Origin of the sequence: Enterobacter sp. TMH.L2 (assembly GCF_050847315.1) — a bacterium.
Lineage (GTDB): Bacteria > Pseudomonadota > Gammaproteobacteria > Enterobacterales > Enterobacteriaceae > Cedecea.
Window position 1 is genome coordinate 3192925 of sequence record NZ_CP193791.1, and the last position, 22540, is coordinate 3215464.

General features: G+C 54.8%; 22 protein-coding genes. 16 read left to right on the forward strand and 6 right to left on the reverse strand.

All coding sequences use genetic code 11. The features are described 5' to 3' along the window. Nucleotides 1-291: 291 nt before the first annotated feature. The 4 genes from aqpZ to hcr all read left to right on the forward strand — a co-directional run bounded on the left by aqpZ (nucleotide 292) and on the right by hcr (nucleotide 4803). Nucleotides 292-987 (forward strand): aquaporin Z, encoded by a 696-nt coding sequence (gene aqpZ, locus ACREYP_RS15370; protein ID WP_039291469.1) that lies wholly within the window; start codon nucleotides 292-294, stop codon nucleotides 985-987. Between the two features lie 144 nt (nucleotides 988-1131). Further along, on the forward strand, nucleotides 1132-2031 hold the full coding sequence (locus ACREYP_RS15375; RefSeq protein WP_166995472.1) for a LysO family transporter: 900 nt from the start codon (nucleotides 1132-1134) through the stop codon (nucleotides 2029-2031). A gap of 141 nt (nucleotides 2032-2172) precedes the next feature. Beyond that, a complete protein-coding gene (gene hcp / locus ACREYP_RS15380) occupies nucleotides 2173-3825 on the forward strand; it encodes a hydroxylamine reductase (RefSeq protein WP_008461093.1) in 1653 nt (550 codons plus the stop codon). A gap of 9 nt (nucleotides 3826-3834) precedes the next feature. Further along, on the forward strand, nucleotides 3835-4803 hold the full coding sequence (gene hcr, locus ACREYP_RS15385) for an NADH oxidoreductase (RefSeq protein WP_336817862.1): 969 nt from the start codon (nucleotides 3835-3837) through the stop codon (nucleotides 4801-4803). 35 nt (nucleotides 4804-4838) lie between these two features. On the opposite strand, the gene ACREYP_RS15390 is transcribed toward hcr, so the two are convergent. Then, complete coding sequence (locus ACREYP_RS15390; RefSeq protein ID WP_008461090.1) at nucleotides 4839-5270, reverse strand: DoxX family protein; 432 nt, start codon at nucleotides 5268-5270, stop codon at nucleotides 4839-4841. Nucleotides 5271-5420: 150 nt separating this feature from the next. Between ACREYP_RS15390 and poxB the strand changes: the two genes are divergently transcribed. The 4 genes from poxB to ACREYP_RS15410 all read left to right on the forward strand — a co-directional run bounded on the left by poxB (nucleotide 5421) and on the right by ACREYP_RS15410 (nucleotide 10775). Beyond that, complete coding sequence (gene poxB, locus ACREYP_RS15395; protein WP_336817863.1) at nucleotides 5421-7142, forward strand: ubiquinone-dependent pyruvate dehydrogenase; 1722 nt, start codon at nucleotides 5421-5423, stop codon at nucleotides 7140-7142. A gap of 65 nt (nucleotides 7143-7207) precedes the next feature. Next, the gene (gene ltaE, locus ACREYP_RS15400; protein ID WP_008461087.1) at nucleotides 7208-8209 is read left to right on the forward strand and encodes a low-specificity L-threonine aldolase; all 1002 of its coding nucleotides are present in this window, start codon (nucleotides 7208-7210) and stop codon (nucleotides 8207-8209) included. A gap of 15 nt (nucleotides 8210-8224) precedes the next feature. Continuing rightward, nucleotides 8225-9676, forward strand: coding sequence for an SDR family oxidoreductase (locus ACREYP_RS15405; protein ID WP_034810039.1), 1452 nt, complete (start codon nucleotides 8225-8227; stop codon nucleotides 9674-9676). Between the two features lie 88 nt (nucleotides 9677-9764). Beyond that, entirely contained in the window at nucleotides 9765-10775 is a 1011-nt protein-coding gene (locus tag ACREYP_RS15410; RefSeq protein ID WP_008461085.1) for a 3-beta-hydroxysteroid dehydrogenase, read from the forward strand. On the opposite strand, the gene ACREYP_RS15415 is transcribed toward ACREYP_RS15410, so the two are convergent. Together ACREYP_RS15415 and ACREYP_RS15420 are read right to left on the reverse strand one after the other, a co-directional pair. Further along, nucleotides 10772-11602, reverse strand: a complete 831-nt coding sequence (locus ACREYP_RS15415; protein ID WP_008461084.1) for an N-acetylmuramoyl-L-alanine amidase — start codon at nucleotides 11600-11602, stop codon at nucleotides 10772-10774. The genes ACREYP_RS15410 and ACREYP_RS15415 overlap by 4 nt on opposite strands. Next, complete coding sequence (locus ACREYP_RS15420) at nucleotides 11599-11922, reverse strand: heavy metal-binding domain-containing protein (protein ID WP_008461083.1); 324 nt, start codon at nucleotides 11920-11922, stop codon at nucleotides 11599-11601. The genes ACREYP_RS15415 and ACREYP_RS15420 overlap by 4 nt, the downstream gene beginning before the upstream one ends. A gap of 108 nt (nucleotides 11923-12030) precedes the next feature. Here ACREYP_RS15420 and ACREYP_RS15425 point away from each other — a divergent pair, with 108 nt between their 5' ends. The 6 genes from ACREYP_RS15425 (at nucleotide 12031) to artJ (ACREYP_RS15450) (ending at nucleotide 16543) form a co-directional block, all read left to right on the forward strand. Then, nucleotides 12031-12555 (forward strand): lipoprotein, encoded by a 525-nt coding sequence (locus tag ACREYP_RS15425; RefSeq protein WP_008461081.1) that lies wholly within the window; start codon nucleotides 12031-12033, stop codon nucleotides 12553-12555. A 227-nt stretch (nucleotides 12556-12782) separates the two neighbouring features. After that, nucleotides 12783-13511, forward strand: a complete 729-nt coding sequence (artP, locus tag ACREYP_RS15430; RefSeq protein ID WP_008461079.1) for an arginine ABC transporter ATP-binding protein ArtP — start codon at nucleotides 12783-12785, stop codon at nucleotides 13509-13511. A 20-nt stretch (nucleotides 13512-13531) separates the two neighbouring features. Further along, nucleotides 13532-14263: an arginine ABC transporter substrate-binding protein gene (artJ, locus tag ACREYP_RS15435; protein ID WP_008461077.1), complete on the forward strand. Its 732-nt coding sequence runs from the start codon at nucleotides 13532-13534 to the stop codon at nucleotides 14261-14263. An 8-nt stretch (nucleotides 14264-14271) separates the two neighbouring features. Then, nucleotides 14272-14988, forward strand: coding sequence for an arginine ABC transporter permease ArtQ (artQ, locus tag ACREYP_RS15440; protein WP_008461075.1), 717 nt, complete (start codon nucleotides 14272-14274; stop codon nucleotides 14986-14988). Then, a complete protein-coding gene (artM, locus tag ACREYP_RS15445) occupies nucleotides 14988-15656 on the forward strand; it encodes an arginine ABC transporter permease ArtM (RefSeq protein WP_008461074.1) in 669 nt (222 codons plus the stop codon). Before artQ ends, artM begins: the two co-directional genes overlap by 1 nt. 155 nt (nucleotides 15657-15811) lie before the next feature. After that, nucleotides 15812-16543 carry an arginine ABC transporter substrate-binding protein ArtJ gene (gene artJ, locus ACREYP_RS15450; RefSeq protein WP_336817864.1) on the forward strand — a complete coding sequence of 244 codons (732 nt, stop codon included), beginning with the start codon at nucleotides 15812-15814 and terminating at the stop codon, nucleotides 16541-16543. A 299-nt stretch (nucleotides 16544-16842) separates the two neighbouring features. On the opposite strand, the gene ACREYP_RS15455 is transcribed toward artJ (ACREYP_RS15450), so the two are convergent. Beyond that, entirely contained in the window at nucleotides 16843-17592 is a 750-nt protein-coding gene (locus ACREYP_RS15455; RefSeq protein WP_336817865.1) for a GntR family transcriptional regulator, read from the reverse strand. Nucleotides 17593-17916: 324 nt separating this feature from the next. Between ACREYP_RS15455 and ACREYP_RS15460 the strand changes: the two genes are divergently transcribed. Further along, nucleotides 17917-18846 carry a DUF7916 family protein gene (locus ACREYP_RS15460; RefSeq protein WP_336817908.1) on the forward strand — a complete coding sequence of 310 codons (930 nt, stop codon included), beginning with the start codon at nucleotides 17917-17919 and terminating at the stop codon, nucleotides 18844-18846. Nucleotides 18847-18917: 71 nt separating this feature from the next. Further along, the gene (locus ACREYP_RS15465) at nucleotides 18918-20771 is read left to right on the forward strand and encodes a glycosyltransferase family protein (protein WP_336817866.1); all 1854 of its coding nucleotides are present in this window, start codon (nucleotides 18918-18920) and stop codon (nucleotides 20769-20771) included. Between the two features lie 77 nt (nucleotides 20772-20848). Here the strand turns inward: ACREYP_RS15465 and rlmC are convergent, their stop codons facing one another. Next, nucleotides 20849-21976: a 23S rRNA (uracil(747)-C(5))-methyltransferase RlmC gene (gene rlmC, locus ACREYP_RS15470; protein WP_008461068.1), complete on the reverse strand. Its 1128-nt coding sequence runs from the start codon at nucleotides 21974-21976 to the stop codon at nucleotides 20849-20851. A gap of 48 nt (nucleotides 21977-22024) precedes the next feature. Continuing rightward, a complete protein-coding gene (locus ACREYP_RS15475) occupies nucleotides 22025-22438 on the reverse strand; it encodes a YbjO family protein (RefSeq protein ID WP_498881404.1) in 414 nt (137 codons plus the stop codon). Nucleotides 22439-22540: the final 102 nt, after the last annotated feature.

Below are 22540 nucleotides of genomic sequence, written 5' to 3' on the forward strand. Positions count from 1 at the left end.
TAATCAATTCGTGCTGAGGCGTATTTTTTTATTATCCGGAATATTCTTACTTCATTCAAAGATAACCTATACTTCTGCTACCTCTCCTCAGAAAAGGAATAACACCTCATTGCCCTAAATCAAAAAACTAGAATTTATTGTACTGGTGGCGAAATGGCGAAATACCTAATATTAACGCGCATTTAATATTACTTTCGTCATTCACTTGATGACGGTGAATTAGCGACAGTCAGGGTCATGTGATTTAGCGCGTGAACCTTGCATTGTTTCTGGCTTTTATCAGAGGTGGTTATGTTTAGAAAATTAGCAGCCGAGTTCTTCGGGACATTCTGGCTGGTATTTGGTGGCTGTGGTAGCGCAGTATTAGCGGCAGCATTCCCGGAATTAGGCATTGGCTTTGTCGGCGTCGCGCTGGCATTTGGTTTAACCGTGCTGACCATGGCTTTTGCAGTCGGCCATATTTCCGGTGGTCACTTTAACCCGGCCGTCACACTTGGCCTCTGGGCCGGTGGCCGCTTCCCGGCTAAAGAAGTGATTGGCTATATTATTGCCCAGGTGATTGGCGGGATTGTCGCTGCCGCTATCCTTTATTTAATCGCCAGCGGTAAAGCAGGCTTTGATGCCGCAGCCAGCGGTTTTGCTTCTAACGGCTACGGCGAACATTCTCCGGGTGGATATTCCATGCTGTCCGCCATTGTGATTGAAATCGTATTAACCTGTGGATTCTTGATTGTTATTCACGGTGCAACGGACAAATTTGCTGCACCGGGTTTTGCGCCAATAGCCATTGGCCTGGCATTAACCTTAATTCACTTAATTAGTATTCCGGTTACCAACACCTCAGTAAACCCTGCGCGCAGTACCGCAGTGGCTATTTTCCAGGGCGGCTGGGCGCTGGATCAACTGTGGCTTTTCTGGGTGATGCCTATTATTGGCGGGATTCTGGGCGGTATTATTTACCGCACCCTGCTGGAAAAACGCAGCTAGGCCCCGAGGCAGGCTTACTCGGGTAAGCCTGCCGTTTTCTTTTCCCCGCATAAACCTTTTTCTTCGCCCCTACTCGACTCAATTCCTTTCTTTCGGTAGTGTGACATCCGTCGTAACATTTTAACTACAAGGACTGTCCCTCCCATGCTGTCAGGATTACTTATTATCCTGGTGCCGTTGCTCGTCGGTTACCTGATTCCGCTGAAACAAATCCACCTGCTCAGGCTGATTCACCGCCTGCTGGGCTGGATTGTTTACGTGATCCTCTTCCTGATGGGCATTAGCCTGGCGTTCCTCGATAATCTCGCCAGCAACCTGCTGACTATCCTGCATTACTCGGTGATAAGCGTCGGGGTGATCCTGCTGTGTAACATCGCCGGCCTCTTGCTGCTGGAACGTGCTCTCCCGTGGCGGCATCAGCACAAACAGGAAAAACTCCCCTCGCGCCTGGCGATGGCCCTGGAGTCCTTACAGCTTTGCGGGGTAGTGGCTTTGGGCTTCCTGCTGGGGCTGACCGGATTTGAGGTGCTTAAATACGCCACAGAGGCCAGCGAATATACGCTTATTTTCCTGCTGCTGCTGGTCGGGATCCAGCTTCGCAACAGCGGCATGACCTTCCGGCAAATCGTTCTCAACCGTCGCGGCATTATTGTCGCCATTGTGGTCGTTTTCAGCTCAATGGTCGCCGGGGCGATCAACGCCCTACTGCTTGGCCTGCCGATAAAAACAGGTCTGGCTATGGCCTCTGGGTTCGGCTGGTATTCGCTGTCCGGGATCCTGATGACCGAGTCCTACGGGCCGGTGATTGGCAGCGCAACCTTCTTTAACGATCTGGTGCGGGAATTACTGGCTATTATGCTTATCCCGGCTTTGGTGCGCCGCAGCCGCTCAACGGCTCTGGGCCTTTGTGGCGCCACCTCGATGGACTTTACCCTGCCGGTGCTGCAGCGCAGCGGCGGTGTGGAAATCGTGCCTGCCGCCATTGTGCACGGATTTATTCTTAGCCTGCTGACCCCGCTGCTCATTGCCTTCTTCGCCGCCTGATACCTCTCTGGCGGTAGCCTGCTGCCGCCAAAGTTGAGCTATATCAATCTCCCTTTAAGTTGCACCAAAAAGTCCTTTTAACCTGTTGAGCCGGAGCCTAACCTTAAACATGTATTTAAAATATAACTTTAAGGTGACATCATGTTTTGTGTGCAGTGTGAACAGACCATTCGTACCCCGGCCGGCGACGGCTGCGCCTATGCCCAGGGCGTCTGCGGTAAAACGGCCCAGACTTCCGATCTACAGGATCTGCTGATCGCGACGTTGCAGGGGCTGTCCGCCTGGGCCGTTGCCGCACGCGAACGCGGTATTATCGACCACGAGATTGATAACTTTGCTCCCCGCGCCTTCTTCTCAACGCTGACCAACGTGAACTTCGACTCCGGCCGCATCGTTGGCTATGCCCGAGATGCCATTGCCATGCGCGAAGATCTGAAAATCCGTACGCTGGCTGTCGATCCTGCGGCCATCGTCACTCACCCGATGGCAGAGCTTCAGTTGGTCAGCAGTGACCTCGGTGAACTTCAGCGCCAGGCCGCTGAATTCACGCCAAATCGTGACAAAGCCGACATTGGCGAAGATATTCTCGGCCTGCGCCTGCTGTGCCTGTACGGCATGAAAGGCGCCGCCGCTTATATGGAACACGCACATGTGCTGGGCCAGTACGACAACGATATTTACGCCCAGTACCACAACATCATGGCGTGGCTCGGCACCTGGCCTGCGGATATGGGCGCGCTGCTGGACTGTTCCATGGAAATCGGCCAGATGAACTTCAAAGTGATGAGCATTCTGGATCAGGGGGAAACCGGCAAATACGGCCATCCAACCCCAACCCAGGTTAACGTACGCCCGGTCGCCGGGAAGTGCATCCTGATTTCCGGCCATGACCTGAAAGATCTCTATAACTTGCTCGAGCAAACCGAAGGCACCGGCGTGAACGTCTACACTCACGGTGAAATGCTCCCGGCGCACGGCTATCCAGAACTGCGGAAATTCAAACACCTGGTCGGCAACTACGGCAGCGGCTGGCAGAACCAGCAAACGGAATTCGCCCGCTTCCCAGGCCCTATTGTCATGACTTCCAACTGCATCATCGACCCAACCGTGGGCTCGTACGATGACCGAATTTGGACCCGCAGCATCGTCGGCTGGCCGGGCGTCAGCCACCTCGAAGGCGACAATTTTAGCCCGGTGATTACCCAGGCCCAGCAAATGGCCGGTTTCCCGTACAGCGAAATCGAACACCTGATCACCGTCGGCTTTGGCCGCCAGACGTTACTGGGTGCGGCAGACACGCTCATCGATCTGGTTAGCCGCGAAAAACTTCGCCACATCTTCCTGGTCGGCGGCTGCGACGGCGCACGCGGAGAACGTAATTACTTCACCGACTTCGCCACCAGCGTGCCGCAGGACTGCCTAATCCTGACCCTGGCCTGCGGTAAATACCGCTTCAACAAGCTGGATTTCGGCAACATCGAAGGGCTGCCGCGCCTGGTGGATGCCGGCCAGTGCAACGATGCATATTCAGCGATCATTCTGGCGGTCACCCTCGCCGAGAAACTGGGCTGCGGCGTGAACGACCTGCCGCTGAGCCTCGTGCTCTCCTGGTTTGAGCAAAAGGCGATTGTAATTCTGCTCACGCTGCTGTCGCTCGGCGTGACTAACATCGTGACCGGTCCGACCGCACCGGGCTTCCTGACGCCAAACCTGCTGGCGGTGCTGAACGAGAAATTTGGCCTGCGCGCCATCACCACCGTTGAGCAAGACATCCAACAGTTAATGAGCGCGTAAGGAGCAGCCATGACCATGCCAACGCCGCTGTGCCCGCACCGTATGCAGGTACACCATATTCACCAGGAAACGCCGGATGTCTGGACGCTGTCGCTGATCAACCACGACTTCTATCCCTACAAAGCCGGGCAATATGCCCTGGTGAGCATTCGCAACGGCAGCGAGACGCTGCGGGCCTATACGATCTCTTCCACTCCGGGTCTGAGTGAGTTCATCACGCTGACGGTACGGCGCATCGACGGCGGCGCGGGCTCAGAGTGGCTGACCGGAGAAGTGAAAATCGGCGACTACCTGTGGCTGTCTGAAGCCCAGGGCGAGTTCAGCTGTGAAAACATCGTGTCGGAGCGCTATCTGCTGCTGGCGGCGGGCTGCGGCGTCACGCCGATTATGGCCATGCGCCGCTGGCTGGCAAAACACCGCCCGCAAGTGGACGTGCAGGTCATCTACAACGTGCGCTCCCCGCAGGACGTGATTTTTGCTGACGAATGGCGGCATTACCCGGTCACGCTGGTGGCAGAAAACAACGCCACCCACGGCTTTATCGCCGGGCGACTGACTCGCGAGATCCTGGCCGCGGTGCCGGATATCGCCAGCCGGACGGTTATGACCTGCGGGCCTGCGCCTTATATGGACATGGTTGAGAAAGAAGTGAAAGCGCTGGGAGTCGCGGCGTTTTATCGGGAAGTGTTCTTCACGCCAGCCGCTGCACCCTCAGCGGGCGGCCTGAAGTTCACCACGCTCCAGCCGATGCGTGAGTTCTACTCACCGGTGGGCAGCACGCTGCTTGCCGCGCTGGAGAGCAACAGCGTGCCTGTGAATGCCGCCTGCCGCGCCGGAGTTTGCGGCTGCTGTAAAACAAAAGTGGTTTCTGGCGACTATACAGTCTCCAGCACCATGACGCTGACGGAAGAAGAAATTGCCAGCGGCTACGTGCTGGCCTGCTCCTGCCATCCACAGAGCGACCTGGTGCTCGCCTGATCTAAACAGGCACCTTCACGGTGCCTTTTCTTTTTCTATCGCCAGGCCGACTTGCCAAACGCGTAACGCCCTGCGCCGCAAAAGACTATCGCCAGCGCGCCGAGGAAAAAGTACATCAGGCTTTCAACGCCCCAGGCCCCGGTTTTATCCAGCATGAAGGTTTCCCCCACGCCCACCAGCAGCCAGGCCACAATCATCGTGCACGCCAGCCCAAGCGCGGACAGGCGAGTGAGGATCCCTAAAATAATCAGCAGCGGGGCAAGCACCTCACCCAGCAGCACGCCATAGGCGACAAACTCCGGGATGCCATGCGCCGCCAGCATTCCCTTAATCCCGTCCACGCCGCCAAACAGCTTGTGCAGGCCGTGAAACAGCATCAGGCCGCCTACCGCCAGACGCAGTAACAATTTTCCCAGATCGTCTTTGTTTAGCGCGCCATTCACTGCATTTAACAATTTAGTAACCATATGAATTGCCACCCTTTTAAAATGATAACGAGAATAATTTACGCTTAATATTTGCTAACAAATAGCCCCAATTTTAGGGAGGCCATTCCCTGCCGTTACACAGAATTGAACTAAGCTTGTAAGCGCTATCACACTGGACAAGGAAAACCGATGAAACAATCCGTAGCGGCCTGGCTGGCCAAAACCCTTGAGAGCGCGGGCGTGAAACGTATCTGGGGCGTCACCGGCGATTCGCTGAACGGCCTCAGCGACAGCCTCAACCGGATGGGCACGATTAAATGGATGCCAACTCGCCATGAAGAAGTGGCCGCTTTCGCCGCCGGGGCCGAAGCGCATCTCACCGGCGAGCTTGCTGTCTGCGCCGGTTCATGCGGGCCAGGTAACCTGCACCTGATTAACGGCCTGTACGATTGCCACCGCAATCACGTGCCCGTTCTCGCCATTGCAGCCCATATTCCCTCCAGCGAAATTGGCAGCGGCTACTTCCAGGAAACGCATCCCGAAGAGCTTTTCCGCGAATGCAGCCACTATTGCGAACTGGTTTCTAACCCGGAGCAGATCCCGCAAGTATTGGCGATTGCCATGCGCAAAGCCATTCTGAACCGGGGCGTTTCCGTGGTGGTACTGCCCGGCGACGTGGCGCTCAAACCCGCGCCAGAGCATGCCACGACGCACTGGTATCCTGCACCGCCGCCCATCGTGGTTCCCCCTCACGATGAGCTTAAAAAACTCGCCCAACTTCTGCGTTACAACGACAATATCGCCCTGATGTGCGGCAGCGGCTGCGCTGGGGCACATACTGAGCTGGTGCAGCTGGCGGCAACCCTGAAAGCGCCCATTGTTCACGCCCTGCGTGGCAAAGAACACGTTGAGTACGACAACCCTTACGACGTTGGCATGACCGGATTAATAGGCTTCTCATCCGGCTTCCACACGATGATGAACGCCGACACGCTGATCCTGCTCGGCACCCAGTTCCCCTACCGCGCGTTCTACCCGACGGACGCAAAAATTATCCAGATTGATATCAACCCCGGCAGCATAGGCGCGCACAGCAAGGTCGACATTGCGCTGGTGGGCGATATCAAAGCCACGCTGTCCGCCCTGCTGCCGATGCTGGAGGAGAAAACCAATCGCAGTTTCCTCGACAAAGCGCTGGAGGATTATCGCAAAGCGCGTGAAGGGCTGGATGAACTGGCCAACCCCTCGGAAGGCAAGCAAATTCACCCGCAATATCTGGCGCAGCAAATAAGCCATTACGCCGCCGATGATGCCATTTTCACCTGCGACGTGGGCACGCCCACCGTCTGGGCCGCGCGCTACCTGAAAATGAACGGCAAACGCCGCCTGCTGGGCTCGTTTAACCACGGCTCAATGGCTAACGCTATGCCGCAGGCGCTGGGCGCCAAAGCCACCGCGCCCGATCGCCAGGTGGTGGCGATGTGCGGCGACGGCGGCTTCAGCATGCTGATGGGCGACTTCCTGTCCGTAGCACAAATGAAGTTGCCGATTAAAATCGTGGTGTTCAACAACAGCGTGCTCGGTTTCGTGGCGATGGAGATGAAAGCCGGGGGCTACCTCACCGACGGTACCGAACTGCACGACACCAACTTTGCCCGTATCGCCGAGGCCTGCGGCATTACCGGCATCCGCGTTGAAAAACCTGAGGAGCTGAACGCTGCGCTGGAACGGGCCTTCAGCATCGATGGCCCGGTGCTGGTCGATGTTGTCGTCGCCAAAGACGAGCTGGCTATCCCGCCGCAGATCAAGCTGGAGCAGGCCAAGGGGTTCAGCCTGTATATGCTGCGCGCCATCATCAGCGGGCGAGGAGATGAAGTGATCGAGCTGGCGAAAACCAACTGGTTCCGGTAAAAAAGAAGGTTGCCTCAGGCGCCCGGATAACCGTCCGGGCGCAGCCTCTCGATAAAGGACCCGTCATGATAGATTTACGCAGCGATACCGTTACCCGCCCTTCCCGCGCCATGCTGGAGCAAATGATGGCCGCCCCGACCGGGGATGATGTTTACGGCGATGACCCCACTGTTAACGAGCTTCAGGCATACGCGGCAAAAATCAGCGGGAAAGAAGCTGCCCTGTTTTTACCTACCGGCACGCAGGCCAACCTCGTAGCTTTGCTCAGCCACTGCGAGCGCGGCGAAGAGTACATCGTTGGCCAGGCCGCACATAACTACCTCTACGAAGCAGGCGGCGCAGCGGTGCTGGGTAGCATTCAGCCTCAGCCCATTGAAGCGGATCGTGACGGCACGCTGCCGCTGGATAAAGTAGCGGCAAAAATTAAACCGGACGACATTCACTTCGCCCGCACTAAATTGCTGAGCCTTGAAAACACCCATAACGGCAAAGTGCTGCCGCGCGAATATCTCCAGCAGGCCTGGGAATTCACCCGCAAGCACAATCTGGCTCTGCACGTAGATGGCGCGCGTATTTTTAACGCCGTGGTGTCCTACGGCTGCCAGTTGGAAGAAATTACTCGCTACTGCGACAGCTTCACCATTTGCCTGTCGAAAGGTCTTGGCACGCCGGTGGGATCCCTGCTGGTGGGCAGTAAAGAGTACATCAAGCGCGCTGTACGCTGGCGCAAGATGACCGGCGGCGGTATGCGTCAGGCCGGTATTCTGGCGGCGGCAGGCCTGTATGCGCTGAAAAATAACGTCGGGCGGCTGAAAGAAGACCACGACAACGCCCACTGGCTGGCAGGCGAGCTGCGCGAAATCGGCGTCGATGTGATGCGTCAGGACACCAACATGGTCTTTGTGCGCATGACGGCGGAAGAAGCAGAAGATTTAGGGCCCTACATGCGTGAGCGCGGCATCATCCTCAGCGCAGGTCCGGCAACTCGGCTGGTCACCCATCTGGACGTCACCCGCAGCCAGCTGGCTGAAGTCGTCGCCCACTGGCGCAGCTTCCTGCAAAACTAACGGGACTCAGGGACGATGGCAGAACCTCAAAGGATAGTGGTCCTCGGCGCCAGCGGCTACATTGGCCAGCATCTGGTGCCGTTACTCGTGGCGGCGGGACATCACGTCACCGCCGCAGCCCGTCGCATTGACTGGCTAAAAAAACAGCCCTGGCCAGGCGTAGAGTGCCGGCACGTAGATTTGCACTGGCCGCACCGCCTGGGTGCCCTGCTCGAAGGGGCGGATACCGTCTACTATCTGATCCACAGCATGGGCGACGGCGATAATTTTATGGAGTTCGAACGCCAGGCGGCGCTGAACATGCGCGACGCGCTGACCGAACATCCGGTCAAGCAGGTCATTTTCCTTAGCTCTTTGCAGGCCAAAAGCGGGCAAACGCATTCAAAGCACCTGAAAGCCCGGCAAATCACCGCGGATATCCTGCGAGATTCCGGCGTGCCTGTCACAGAACTGCGCGCGGGGATTATTGTTGGCGCTGGCTCGGCGGCCTTCGAAGTCATGCGGGATATGGTGTACAACCTGCCGGTGCTGACGCCGCCGCGCTGGGTTCGCTCCCGTACTTCACCCATTGCTTTGGATAATCTGCTGCACTACCTCGTCGCACTGCTGGACCAGCCGGCCACAGAACATCGCCTGTTTGAAGCCGCCGGACCGGAAGTTCTGAGCTATCAGCAGCAGTTCGAGCGCTTTATGGCTATCAGCGGCCGCCGCCGCCCGCTGATCCCCGTGCCACTCCCCACCAGCTGGATTTCCGTGTGGTTTCTGAATGTCATTACCTCGGTGCCGCCCGGTATTGCTAAGGCGCTGATTCAGGGTCTGGAACACGATTTGCTGGCGGATGACCGTAGCCTGCGCGAACGCATCCCGCAGCAGCTCATCAGCTTTGACGACGCCGTGCGCCTGACGCTGGCCAACGAACACCGGCTCGCCAACTCCCAGGACTGGGGCTACGATGCCCAGGCGTTTGCCCGCTGGCGACCTGACTACGGTTTTTTTGCTAAACAGGCGGGCTGCACGCTGGCCACCCAGGCCTCACTCTCTTCGCTCTGGCAGGTGATCAACCAGCTAGGCGGTAAAGAAGGCTACTTTTTTGGCAATGCGCTGTGGAAAACCCGGGCGCTGATGGATTTGCTGGTCGGGCATCGGCTTGCTAAAGGGCGGCCTGATAAAGCCACGCTGGAAGTGGGCGACACCGTCGATAGCTGGAGAGTGATTATCGCTGAACCAGAAAAAGAGCTAACGCTGCTGTTTGGTATGAAGGCCCCAGGCCTGGGGCGGCTGTCGTTCACCTTGCAGGATGATGGCAAGCAGCGTCGGCTGGACGTCAGAGCCTGGTGGCATCCTCACGGCTGCGCCGGTTTGATCTACTGGCTGGCGATGATCCCCGCCCATTTATTTATCTTTAGGGGAATGGCGCGGCGAATTGTTCATTTAGCGGAACAAAACTCGATCAAAAAGAGAAGTTAGCTCCTAATCTTTCAGTATTCCCATTGCATGCGCTGCCGTTTCACGGAAAAATGCGCAGCGTTAATCCAAAACATAACGAGTTGGTCACATGAAGGTACTGGTCACGGGCGCCACCAGCGGTTTAGGCCGAAACGCGGTCGAGTATTTACGCGCCAGAGGCATCAGCGTTCGGGCCACCGGGCGCAACGAAGCGATGGGCAAACTGCTGCAGAAAATGGGCGCTGAATTTGTCCATGCCGACCTGACGGAGCTGGTCTCTTCCCAGGCGAAAGTGATGCTTGCGGACGTCGACACGCTCTGGCACTGCTCCAGCTTCACCTCGCCGTGGGGAACCCAGCAAGCCTTCGACCTCGCCAACGTCCGCGCCACACGCCGTCTGGGCGAATGGGCCGTGGCCTGGGGCGTGCGTGACTTTATTCATATCTCGTCGCCGTCGCTCTACTTCGACTACCACCACCACCGCAACATCAGCGAAGATTTTCGCCCGGTGCGCTTCGCCAACGAATTTGCCCGCAGCAAAGCCGCCAGCGAAGAGGTGATTCAGCTGCTGGCGCAGGCCAACCCGAACACCCGTTTTACCATTCTGCGCCCGCAAAGCCTGTTTGGGCCGCACGACAAAGTGTTTTTCCCGCGCCTTGTGCAGATGATGCGCCACTACGGCAGCGTGCTGCTGCCGCGCGGCGGCGATGCGCTGGTGGATATGACCTATCTGGAAAACGCGGTACACGCGATGTGGCTGGCGACACAGAAACAGAATTTACCTTCTGGCCGCGCCTACAACATCACCAACATGGAAGCCCGCCCGCTGCGGACCATCGTGCAGAAGCTGATCGACGAGCTGGGCATTAAATGCCGCATTCGCTCGGTGCCGTACCCGATGCTGGATATCATCGCCCGCAGCCTGGAGCACTTTGGCAATAAGTCTGCCAAAGAGCCGGTGCTCACGCACTACGGCGTCTCCAAGCTGAACTTCGATTTAACGCTGGACACCACGCGTGCGGAAACGGAGCTGGGCTATCAGCCTATCGTCACCCTTGATGAAGGCATTCGCCGTACCGCGCTGTGGTTGAAAGATCACGGCACGCTGCACCGGGGCTAACCCTGGCCGTATTTCTCCAGTAATGCCTCGGCGATCGCCAGGCTTTCCGCATCCGCCTCGCCGCTGTAGTTGGCCGGGCGGAAGTGCATCTGGAAGGCGGTAATCACTCTTTTCTGCTGCGCCTCAGTCATGCCCGGCAGCACTTCGTAGCCATACCGGGAAAGCACATCCAGCAGCTCGGATTTATCCACGGGCTGCAGCGGGCCGCGGCCGTTAAGATAAAACGCCACTCTAGCGGCGTCCGGCCATGCGCCAATCCCTTTTTCCGCAAATTGCTTCCAGGGGAACAGCGGGCCAGGATCAACCTTGCGCTGCGGCGCGATATCCCCATGAGCGACCACGTTCTGCGGCGCGATGTTATAGCGCGCAATAATCTGCTTCGCTAAATCCTCAAGCACCGCAATCTGCGGCTGGCTGAAGGGGTAAAAGCGCTGAACACCGCCAACCCGGGTATAGCCCTGGTTTTCCAGCTCAATACCTACGGACGTGTCGTTAATCCGCGTAGCCCCTCGCCAGAAACTGACCCCGGCATGCCAGGCCAGCTGCTCTTCCGGCACCAACTGCCAGACAACGGGTTTCCCGCCGGACAGCGGCGGCTCGGCGGGAACAAGATAGTGGGCGCTGACGTTACGATCGGTCAACGTGGAAAGCGAACTTGAAAAATCATCCGCCGTGTAATGGATCACCAGAATTTTCACCCGCGGATAAGCGGCCTGAGCCTGATGCAGGGTGTCCACTTTATAGCTGCCTCGATCGACAATCCCTTTTTGCCCGGCGCAGCCCGCCAGTAACAGCGCCAGGGCAAGCGCTAAGATCCTGGTTTTCATTTGCGCGTTTTCACCGCCGTCCCGCTGACGCAAACCATCAGCATACTGCCGTCCTTGCCGACGGTTTCATAGTCGATATCAATCCCGACCACGGCGTTAGCGCCCAGGCTTTCGGCCTGTTCCTGAATTTCACGAAATGCGATGTCCCGCGCTTTGCGTAACTCTTTTTCATAAGCCCCCGAGCGGCCGCCGACGATATCGCGAACCCCGGCGAAAAAATCGCGGAAAATATTGGCACCCAGGATAGCTTCCCCGGTCACTACGCCGCAATATTCAGTAATGGTGTGGCCTTCCAGGCCTGGCGTCGTTGTAAACTGCATCACGTTCTCCTCTCTTTGCCATCAACATGTTAGCCCGGCAATCGCCACGCGATTTTGAGCCAATACGCTATGCTAAGGTAGTCCTCCTGAGAAAATAAGGAAATAAAAATGCGCAGCTCGGCTTTGGCTCTTCTCCCCTGTGCCCTGGTGTTGTCGGCCTGTACCACCGTCACCCCGGCCTTCAAAGACATCGGCACCCGCAGCGGCCCCTGCGTCAGCGGCGGCCCGGATGACGTCGCCCAGCAGTTCTATGATTACCGTATCGCGCACAAGGGCGAAGGCCTGAGTTCCGTTGCCGCGCTGCGCCCCTATCTGAGCGATTCCCTGTTCCAGCTTCTGCAAAAATCCAGCACCTCTCCGGCGGCGCAAAGCGCGTTTACCCGCAGCGATATCTTCTCCAGCCAGTCTGAAGGCCCTGACAAAGCCAGCGTGACTTCGGCGTCAACTATCCCGAATACCGATGCGCGAAATATTCCTCTGCGCGTCGAGCTGACCCGCGGCAGCCAGACCTGGAAAGATGAAGTGTTGATGGTCCGTGAAGGCCAATGCTGGGCGGTGGACGATGTGCGTTACCTCGGCGCGGCGAGCCATGCGCCAACCGGCACGCTGCGTCAGGCAGTTGAAGGCAAATAGCGGCAATTTATGCTTACGCTATGCGGGTGGAAGAAACGTAACCCCTGTAAATAGTCTGGTATATTCAGGGATCCCGGTTTTTTATACTTAGCCACCACCCGCCTCGCTATTTTGTGCTAATTTTAGGCAAGGTAAGTGGTTGCTTATAAGTTTTAACGCACAAAGATTGCATAACTATTCTGTTAAAGGTACCCTTTGCGGCCTCAATTGCTATTCAACTTCAGCGCATGAGTATTCAACTAGACAGCATTAATTGCTTTTACGGTGCCCATCAGGCGCTGTTCGATATCACACTACATTGCCCGCAGGGCGAGACGCTGGTATTGCTGGGCCCGAGCGGCGCCGGCAAGAGCTCTCTGCTACGCGTCCTTAACCTGCTTGAGATGCCGCGTTCCGGTAAGCTGAGCATTGCGGGCACGACTTTCGACTTCGCCAAAGCCCCCAGCGACAAAGCGATTCGCGATCTGCGCCAGAACGTCGGTATGGTCTTCCAGCAATACAATCTGTGGCCGCATTTAACCGTGCTGCAAAACCTGATTGAAGCGCCGTGCCGCGTGCTCGGATTAAGCAAAGATCGGGCGCGTGAACGCGCCGATAAACTGCTTGAACGCCTGCGCCTGAAGCCCTACATGGACCGCTATCCGCTGCACCTTTCCGGTGGCCAGCAGCAGCGTGTTGCCATTGCCCGCGCCCTGATGATGGAGCCGCAGATTCTGCTGTTTGATGAGCCTACCGCCGCTCTTGATCCGGAAATCACCGCGCAGATCGTCAGCATTATCCGCGAACTGGCGGAAACCAACATTACTCAGGTCATCGTGACCCATGAAGTAGAAGTGGCGCGTAAAACCGCCAGCCGCGTGGTGTATATGGAAAACGGCCACATCATCGAACAAGGTGATGCCAGCTGCTTTGCTAACCCGCAAACCGATGCGTTTAAATTCTATCTCTCTCACTGATGTTGAACGGGAAAACGACAATGAAAAAAGTTTTGCTGGCCACTCTTTTAGCCACTCTGAGCCTTTCTGCTACCGCCGCACAGACTATCCGTTTTGCTACCGAAGCCTCTTACCCTCCGTTTGAGTCTATCGACGCCAACAACAAGATCGTCGGTTTTGACGTTGATCTCGCTAACGCCCTGTGCAAGCAGATCGATGCCACCTGTACCTTCACCAACCAGGCCTTCGACAGCCTGATCCCAAGCCTGAAATTCCGCCGTATTGACGCGGTAATGGCGGGGATGGACATCACCCCTGAGCGTGAAAAACAGGTACTGTTCACTAAACCTTACTATGACAACTCCGCGCTGTTCGTTGGCGTGAAGGGTAAGTACGCTGATATTGCCGCGCTGAAAGGCAAAAAAGTGGGCATCCAGAACGGCACCACCCACCAGAAATACATCACCGACAAACACCCGGAAATCACCACCGTGCCTTACGACAGCTACCAGAACGCTAAGCTGGATCTGCAGAACGGTCGTATCGACGCGGTCTTCGGCGACACTGCCGTGGTGACCGAGTGGCTGAAAGCCAGCCCTGAACTGGTTGCCGTGGGTGACAAAGTGACCGACAAAGATTACTTCGGCACCGGCCTCGGCATCGCCCTGCGCCAGGGCAACACTGACCTGCAGAGCAAATTCAACGCCGCGCTGGATAAAGTGAAACAAGATGGCACCTACAAAGCCATCTACGACAAATGGTTCCAGAAGTAATCGACTCGATGAACGAATTGTTTCCATTAGCAAGCGCCGCCGGGATGACCGTCGGCCTTGCCGTTTGTGCCCTCATCGTCGGCCTCGTGCTGGCGATGATTTTTGCCGTCTGGGAATCCGCCAAATGGCGCCCGGTGGCATGGATAGGCTCCGGGGTAGTCACGCTTTTCCGCGGCCTGCCTGAAATCCTGGTGGTGCTGTTTATCTACTTCGGCTCCTCCCAGCTGCTGCTGATACTCTCTGATGGCTTCACCCTCAACCTCGGTTTTACCGCGATCCCGGTCAAAATGGAGATTGAGAACTTTGACGTCAGCCCGTTTCTCTGCGGCGTGATTGCCCTCTCCCTGCTCTATTCCGCCTACGCGTCACAGACGCTGCGCGGCGCGCTGAAAGCGGTGCCGGTTGGGCAGTGGGAATCGGGCCAGGCGCTGGGTTTATCCAAAACTGCGATTTTCTTCCGGCTGGTCATGCCGCAGATGTGGCGTCACGCGCTGCCGGGCCTCGGTAACCAGTGGCTGGTGCTGCTGAAAGACACCGCGCTGGTGTCGCTTATCAGCGTGAATGACCTGATGCTGCAAACCAAAAGTATCGCCACGCGCACCCAGGAGCCGTTTACCTGGTACGTGATTGCGGCGGCGATTTATCTGGTCATCACCCTGCTGAGTCAGTACATCCTGAAGCGCATTGACCTGCGCGCCACGCGCTTTGAACGGAGACCTGGCTGATGCTCGAGTATTTACCGGAGCTGATGAAGGGTCTGCACACCAGCCTGACGCTCACCGCCGCTTCCATTGCCGTTGCGCTCGTGCTGTCGCTGCTGTTCACCATTGTTCTGACGCTGAAAACGCCGGGGCTGGTGCATATTGTGCGCGCCTACATCACGCTGTTTACCGGCACGCCGCTGCTGGTGCAGATCTTCCTGATTTACTACGGTCCAGGGCAGTTCCCGTCGCTTCAGCATTATCCGGTGCTGTGGCATCTGCTTTCCGAACCGTGGCTGTGCGCGTTGATTGCGCTCTCTCTGAACAGCGCCGCGTACACCACGCAGCTGTTTTACGGGGCAATTCGCGCTATACCGGAAGGTCAGTGGCAGTCCTGCAGCGCCTTAGGGATGAGCAAGAAAGATACGCTGGCCATCCTGTTGCCGTACGCCTTCAAGCGCGCACTCTCTTCTTACTCGAACGAAGTCGTGCTGGTGTTCAAGAGCACCTCGCTGGCCTACACCATTACGCTGATGGAAGTGATGGGCTACGGGCAGCTTCTGTATGGCCGCACCTATGATGTGGCGGTTTTCGGCGCAGCCGGTCTGGTCTACCTCATCGTCAACGGGCTGCTTACGTTGCTGATGCGCCTGATTGAACGCCGGGCACTGGCCTTTGAACACCGCAGCTAGACAAGCTAACAGACAAAGCGGGGCAACCCGCTTTTTTTACGCCCATTTAATTATAAATATACATTTTTATTGCATATAAATTCACTCTTTGGCATGGTGGTTTGACGCCGGGAAACGGCGACTTAAAACAATATTGACAGACAGGAGCAACACGCATGAAAAAGTTACTGTTAGCCGCCATGTTCGCTACAACCGCATTCAGCGCGGCCGCAGCGGAGAAAATCAACTTCGGCTCTTCGGCAACCTATCCTCCTTTTGAATCTCTGGACGCCAGCAATCAGATCGTCGGTTTCGATATCGATCTGGCCAAAGCATTATGCAAACAAATGCAGGCAGAATGTACCTTCACCAACCACGCATTTGACAGCCTGATCCCTTCCCTGAAGTTTCGTAAATACGACGCGGTGATTTCCGGGATGGATATCACACCTGAGCGCGCCAAACAGGTCGCCTTTACCAACCCTTACTACGCCAACTCGGCGGTGGTGATTGCGAAAAAAGGCCAGTTTGCTTCGCTGGACGATCTCAAAGGCAAACGTATCGGGATGGAAAACGGCACCACGCACCAGAAATACCTGCAGGATAAACATCCTGAGATCAAAACCGTCTCCTACGACAGTTACCAGAACGCGATTATTGACCTGAAAAATGGCCGTATTGATGGCGTGTTTGGCGATACCGCCGTGGTGAACGAATGGCTGAAGACCAATCCGCAGCTGGGCACCGTGGGCAAGCATGTGACCGACGCACAGTACTTTGGCACCGGTTTAGGGATTGCGGTTCGCGCGGATAATCAGGCCCTGCTGAAGAAGCTAAACGACGCGCTGGCGGCGATTAAAGCGGATGGGACTTACCAGAAGATCAGCACTCAGTGGTTCCCAGGCTGATAATTCCTGTATTCATTATAAAATGATGGCATTTCGTACCCGGGTATTAGCCTGATCTATATTAGCTATTCTTCTAACCTGAGAGGGTGCAACACACTCTCAGGTTTATCCCTGCTCACATCTGCGAGCCGACACTCATCTAATCGGCAAGCCACATGCTCGACGCTAGTTATTCTGAATACAAAAACATAATCTGAATAATAAAATCCCCTTCTGGATAAATAATATTTATTCATCAGGTAATTTTAAAAAAATAACATTATGCTGGCGCTAGGGTAGCATTTTATTTTCCTGATGGATTATTTACCTGTCGTTTTGAGTTCAATTTTGAAATCGTAATATTCGTTCAGACACCATGTCTGCGTATATTCCACGGGAATATTATTATGGCTATACCCGATACGGGTGACCAATAATATAGGATCGCGTTCCGAGATATTCAGGTAATAGGCCAAGTGCTTATCTGCGGCAACTGCGCTAAATTTTTGGGTGGCTGATAACACCGGGATGCCTTTTTCCTCAAGATAGCGATAGAGCGATTCATTCAATTCGTTGATTTTATTCAGCAACGGCGCGGGTAATATCGCCCTCTGCACCGAAACGACGGTGCCACTAATTTTACGCAGGCGCGTCAGCTCGACAATATCTTTATGACTTTCTGCGAGCTGTAAAAATTGTTGTTCTTTTTCAGTCGCAGCTCGACGAACATAGCCCACCAATTCGCTTTGTGCCTCCCCCCCGCTGGCAAAAGCTATTTCACTGAAGCTCTCCAGCTGGACTAATGACTGGCGAACGTGAGGAGCAACATAGGTCCCGGAGCCAGGATTTCGGACAAGGCTTCGATCCTCGATAAGCTGCTCAATAGCTTTTCTGGTGGTACCCCGAGAAATACCTAACGCCTCCATCAGCGTGCGCTCTGAAGGCAATGCATCTCCAGGGCGAAGCTGACCTTCATCAATCACGCGCTGGATCTCATTCGCCAGTTGCAGATACAGCGGCATGGCATTTGAACCATCGATTTTTAAATCAGCAGGTTGCAACAACTTCATTCTCTTGACGTCCAGTTTACCAGGTAGCGATTCAACTATACCACTTATTAACAACACAAATATCAACGACGTGATTTTTGATCGTTCTGGCGATCTAAAGAGCCGTACAAGATCACAAAAAAGACAAAATAAGTATGAAAATTCCCCTCATTACCATTATGGTACACAAGTGGTACACAACCGGTACATAGTGAACATTTGAATTTGCAAATGGTTTTTATGCAGGAACGTTTATTACGGTGAAATACCGTTTTTTTCCCACACAAATACCCTGCAGAACGCAGGAGGATTTCGTTAACTACTGCGCCAATGAGGAAATCTATGATGACATCGAAACGTTTACTCGACTGCAGCGCTTCTGAGCTGGCTGCGCTCACCAAACCGCAGCTACTTCACGCTATCCGCGCTAGCGAGGGTCGGGTCATGGTCAGTGAAACCATCGCCATCACTCAACCTCTGCTCGCGAACATCACGAATGCTGAACTTGCAGCCTCTCAGGGTGCCGATATTCTGCTGATCAATATGTTCGACTGCCAACAACCTTTGATACAGGGCATGCCGGGTGATATTGATCCGGCACAGACCTTACATGTGCTCCAACAGCTAACCGGCCGCGTAATTGGCGTCAATCTCGAAGCCGTCGATCCACGGTTTGCTACGGAACATGATGAGTTATGGAAAATGAAGCCAGGCCGTGCGGCGACACCTGAGAATGCCCGCAAATTGGTAAAGATGGGGGCAAAAATTTTAGTTCTTACTGGTAACCCAAACAATGGCGTCAGCAATATGGCTCTGGCTCAGTCGGCAGGAAAAATCCGCAGTGCCATTGGCGACGAGGCCGTCATTATCAGTGGAAAAATGCACGGTGCGGGCGTGGTTCAGGAAAGCGGTGCAGCCATTATAAATGAAAGCGATCTCCATGAATTTGCGCGCCAGGGCGTTGATATTGCGCTGATCCCAGCCCCGGGTACTGTACCGGGCATGAGTATTGAGGCAGCCAGCTCACTAATTCGCTGCGCACACTCGGCCGGCATGATGGCAATGACGGCTATTGGTACCTCTCAGGAAGGTGCCGATCGGGATACCGTTCGCCAGATAGCCTTGATGAGCAAAATGGCCGGTGCCGACCTGCATCATATTGGCGATACCGGTTATATGGGGATCGCGCTGCCAGAAAATATTTTCGCCTACGGGATAGCTATCAGAGGAGTCAGGCATACCTACAGCCGAATCGCCCGCTCAGTGAATCGTTAATGATGACTAATTCCGACCGGTACACCGGCTGGAATGCGCCCACAATGAAATATCGATGAGGTACGATAATTATGCCACTTGCTGCATCCTCACTTTCGCGTCTATTAACTCAATTTAATCTGGAAAAAACAACAAAGCTCCTAATCGTCGGCTATTCGCCTACGGGTGGAGGGCATACCGGTCGACTATTACAAATAATCGATCATGCCCTTCAGCAAGACACGCTACCTAAAGACTCCATAGTAATATTTCATGCACCTCCCGCCTGGGAGAATGTCCAGCGCCGGGGAGAACTGCAGACGCTTGCAAATAAGCTGGCAAGCCGAGGAATTCACGTCTTACTGACAGAGTCAACTAAGCCCGTCTACGGTTATCTGGATGATAAAACTGGAGGGTCAGACGATGCAAAAATACTTGAAAGACTGGCCAGTAACCCTTTACGATATCGCAACAATCGTCCCGCCTTACTACCTGATATATCTCATCGTACGCGAACCCTATCCCCGGAAACGTTTCTTAGCAATATCCTCGACATCAATAAACTTCCCGTTATTGAAAGCGCCGATCTTTTTAGCCATCTGAAAAAATATCTCGACATAAAAGCGTTTCAAAAACGTATCTATGTACTTACTGATATGGATTATTCCCTGCAAAAATCAGCCGCCAAAGCTGGCGTGCCGGCTATACACCGTCTGGATCAGCAAAATCACGCCATTCTGCTGGATCCCAAAAATTCGGCAATGAACTTACTGCCAAAATATGCGTTGTTAGCAAAGGTATTGGGCGGTACTTTCGAAAATATTTCTCATATATCCCTTGGCGAAAAAAATACGCTGAGTTCGGTCAAATCTACCGCCGACATGCTGCGGATCACCTCCGCCAGCGGAATAAGAGAAGCACATACGAAAATTATTCAATTGCTGCAGGCTCACGCTCTCCCCTTGAATGCGGTCGCGAGTGCCTTAGGGAGCGGTGCTCTCTTTGCGGGAGTGATAGCAGGGAGCAGATGCATGGCAAACATGGCTCTACGCAACATTGTTTATATTTACGCGCATAAGAAAAGCAATCTCATTGCCCAGCATGTTCTGTCTAAAATCAGTCAGAACGATGAGCATTATTCCCGGCGCATATTTTTATTCTGCGGTGCAAAAGCAGTTGGAAACTATAACGCACTGCATCTGGCCTACCTGGCCGATGCTGATGGCATTACCACCGCAGGGGCTGGTACCAACGGAGAATTCAGTTACTTACATCGTAATACTCCATGTAAATCCCGTCTGCTGGTACTGCCTATTGAAGGACACAACGAACAGTTGGCCAACACCAAATATCTCAGCAGTCATGCCGCTACAAGAGACTTTATCTACCAGTTGGAAGTAAATGAAAAACTTGACGCGGCGCTCGACAAATATGTTTCTACTGAACCTGACGTTATCGATACATCTTTAACGCTGGCCGCATTGATTGAAGCCATATCCTCGCAGGAAACTTATGTTTCAAAGGCACATGACATTTTGTTCAGGCAGCTTCCACTCACCAATGATTCCCTGCGATTGAAAAATTTAGAGGAAAAAATGAATCAGTCGGTGGTATTAAAAGCTACCCGCCGTTATCTAAAAATTGTGCTTCAGGGCATGCAGGCTCTGGCCTCCTCACCCACAGGCAGCATTAGCATCTGGTATAGCGACAAAGCGACCAATCCCGTTCATTTCGCCAGCCCATGGGAACTGGGACTGATGCTTGAAAATAACAAAATGCTCAGCAACGCTATTGAAATTTCTGAAACGGAAATGCCTGAGCTGCCCTTGCGTCAGCAAGTTGCTAAGTTGTTTAAAGATGGTTCAAAAAATTGGAACACATTATTTATCAACGAGATGAGCGTCATTAAACACAGGCTGGGTGATATCATGATCACTGGCTTCTGACAGTCTTAACGGCTACATATAAAAGCGGAAACACGCATCGTGACGGCACCAACCCGGCGGCTTCCGCTTCCCAAATGTTAGTCCCGGACCAGCAGCGTCAACACTTCGTAATGCGAAGTATGCGGGAACATATCAAACAGCTGGGTACGCACCACGCGATAACCCGGCAGCATCTGAATATCCTTCGCCATGGTCTGCGCGTTGCAGCTTGAGTAGACGATAAACGCCGGAGCCATCTGCGTCAGATAATCGCACAGCGCTTTACCGATCCCACGGCGCGGCGGGTTCACCAAAACCAGCTGCGGGATATCCTGCTGGGCGACGGCAAACTGAGTGGAATCCAGCGCCTGAAAATGAATATTATGCAGGCCCAGTTTTTCAGCCGACTGCTGTGCGCTGGCTATCGCCTCCGGGGCAATTTCAATCCCGGTAAGCTTCATCTCCGGCGTGGCGCAGTGCAGGCCAAAACCTCCCACGCCGCAGAACAGATCCCACATATGGTTGACGGGTAGCGCGCGCACCCAGTCACGGGCGGTGGCATACAACCGGGAAGCAACCTGAGGGTTAGTCTGGAAGAAACTTTGCGGACGAATATAGAGCGGTACGCCGTTGAAAACCTCTTCGAGCGCACGCTGTTCGGTCAGCAGAATTTCCTGCTCACCTTCCATAATCGCCATGTGTACGGGCTGAATGTTGGCCGAAATCACCTTGAGCTGAGGGAGTTGCTGCTGTAACCACGGCAGCGCCGCTCGCAACTGCCCCAGCTTGCTTTCCGAACGCAGCACAAAGCGCAGCATCATGCCGCCATCCGCCAGGCTTTCGGTCAGCAGGAGATACTTCAGCTCTCCACGCTTACGCGCCACGTTGTAGGGCGTTAATCCCGCACGGGCAATAAAGGGCTTCAATGTCGCAAAAACAGGCCCAAATGAAACAGGATACAGCGGGCAGTCGGTTAAATCCTCGGGCGTGCCGTCGCGGTGTAACATCCCCAGCAGCGGTTTTTCCACGCTGCCGCTAACCACCATTTTAGCTTTATTGCGAAATGCCTGCTCAGGGCCGCTGACCGGCTGGCACCACTCGCCCACGGCAATGCCTTCCAGCAGTTGCCGGAGATCGGTCATTTTAGCGAGAAGCTGGTCTTCCACCGGTTGTTCAATCCACTGGCAGGAACGACAGCGGCCGGCATCATAGAGCGCGCATTGCATAGAAAAACCCTGAGAAAAAACGAGGGCGCAGATTGTAGCACTCCGCGCTTACTGAAGTCTGAAAAAAAGCCGGCTGCGGGCGGGGATAAACAGCAAAATCAGCACCAGAATATCGGGCAGCTTTTGGGTAAACAGCGAACGGAAGATCTCGCGCTTAGTGCCCCCTGCAACGCTGAATAATTCAGGGTATCCCCAGCCCAGGGAGGACAGAGACAACCAGGTCACGGAAATAATTTGGGTCAGCAGGAACAGCCAGCGTCCCCAGTTACGCCCTTTGACGATGACGAACGCGCAACGCAGTTCGACAAACAGCATCAACAGGCTGCCGAGAAAAACCAGCGTCAGGGGCCAGGTTTGCACGCTGCGATGGACAAAATCCATCACCCCGCTAACCCCGAGCATATTAAACAGCAGCAGCAGGTCGAGGCATCGGGTAGTGACGATGCCGATAGCCGCCACCATCACCAGCGTGGGGACGTTTAATTTTGCATGGGATGACCGCTGTTTCCTGATAATTTCCACAACCTCGCGTTCCTTACGTCACGGTGCCGCGACAAGCGCGGC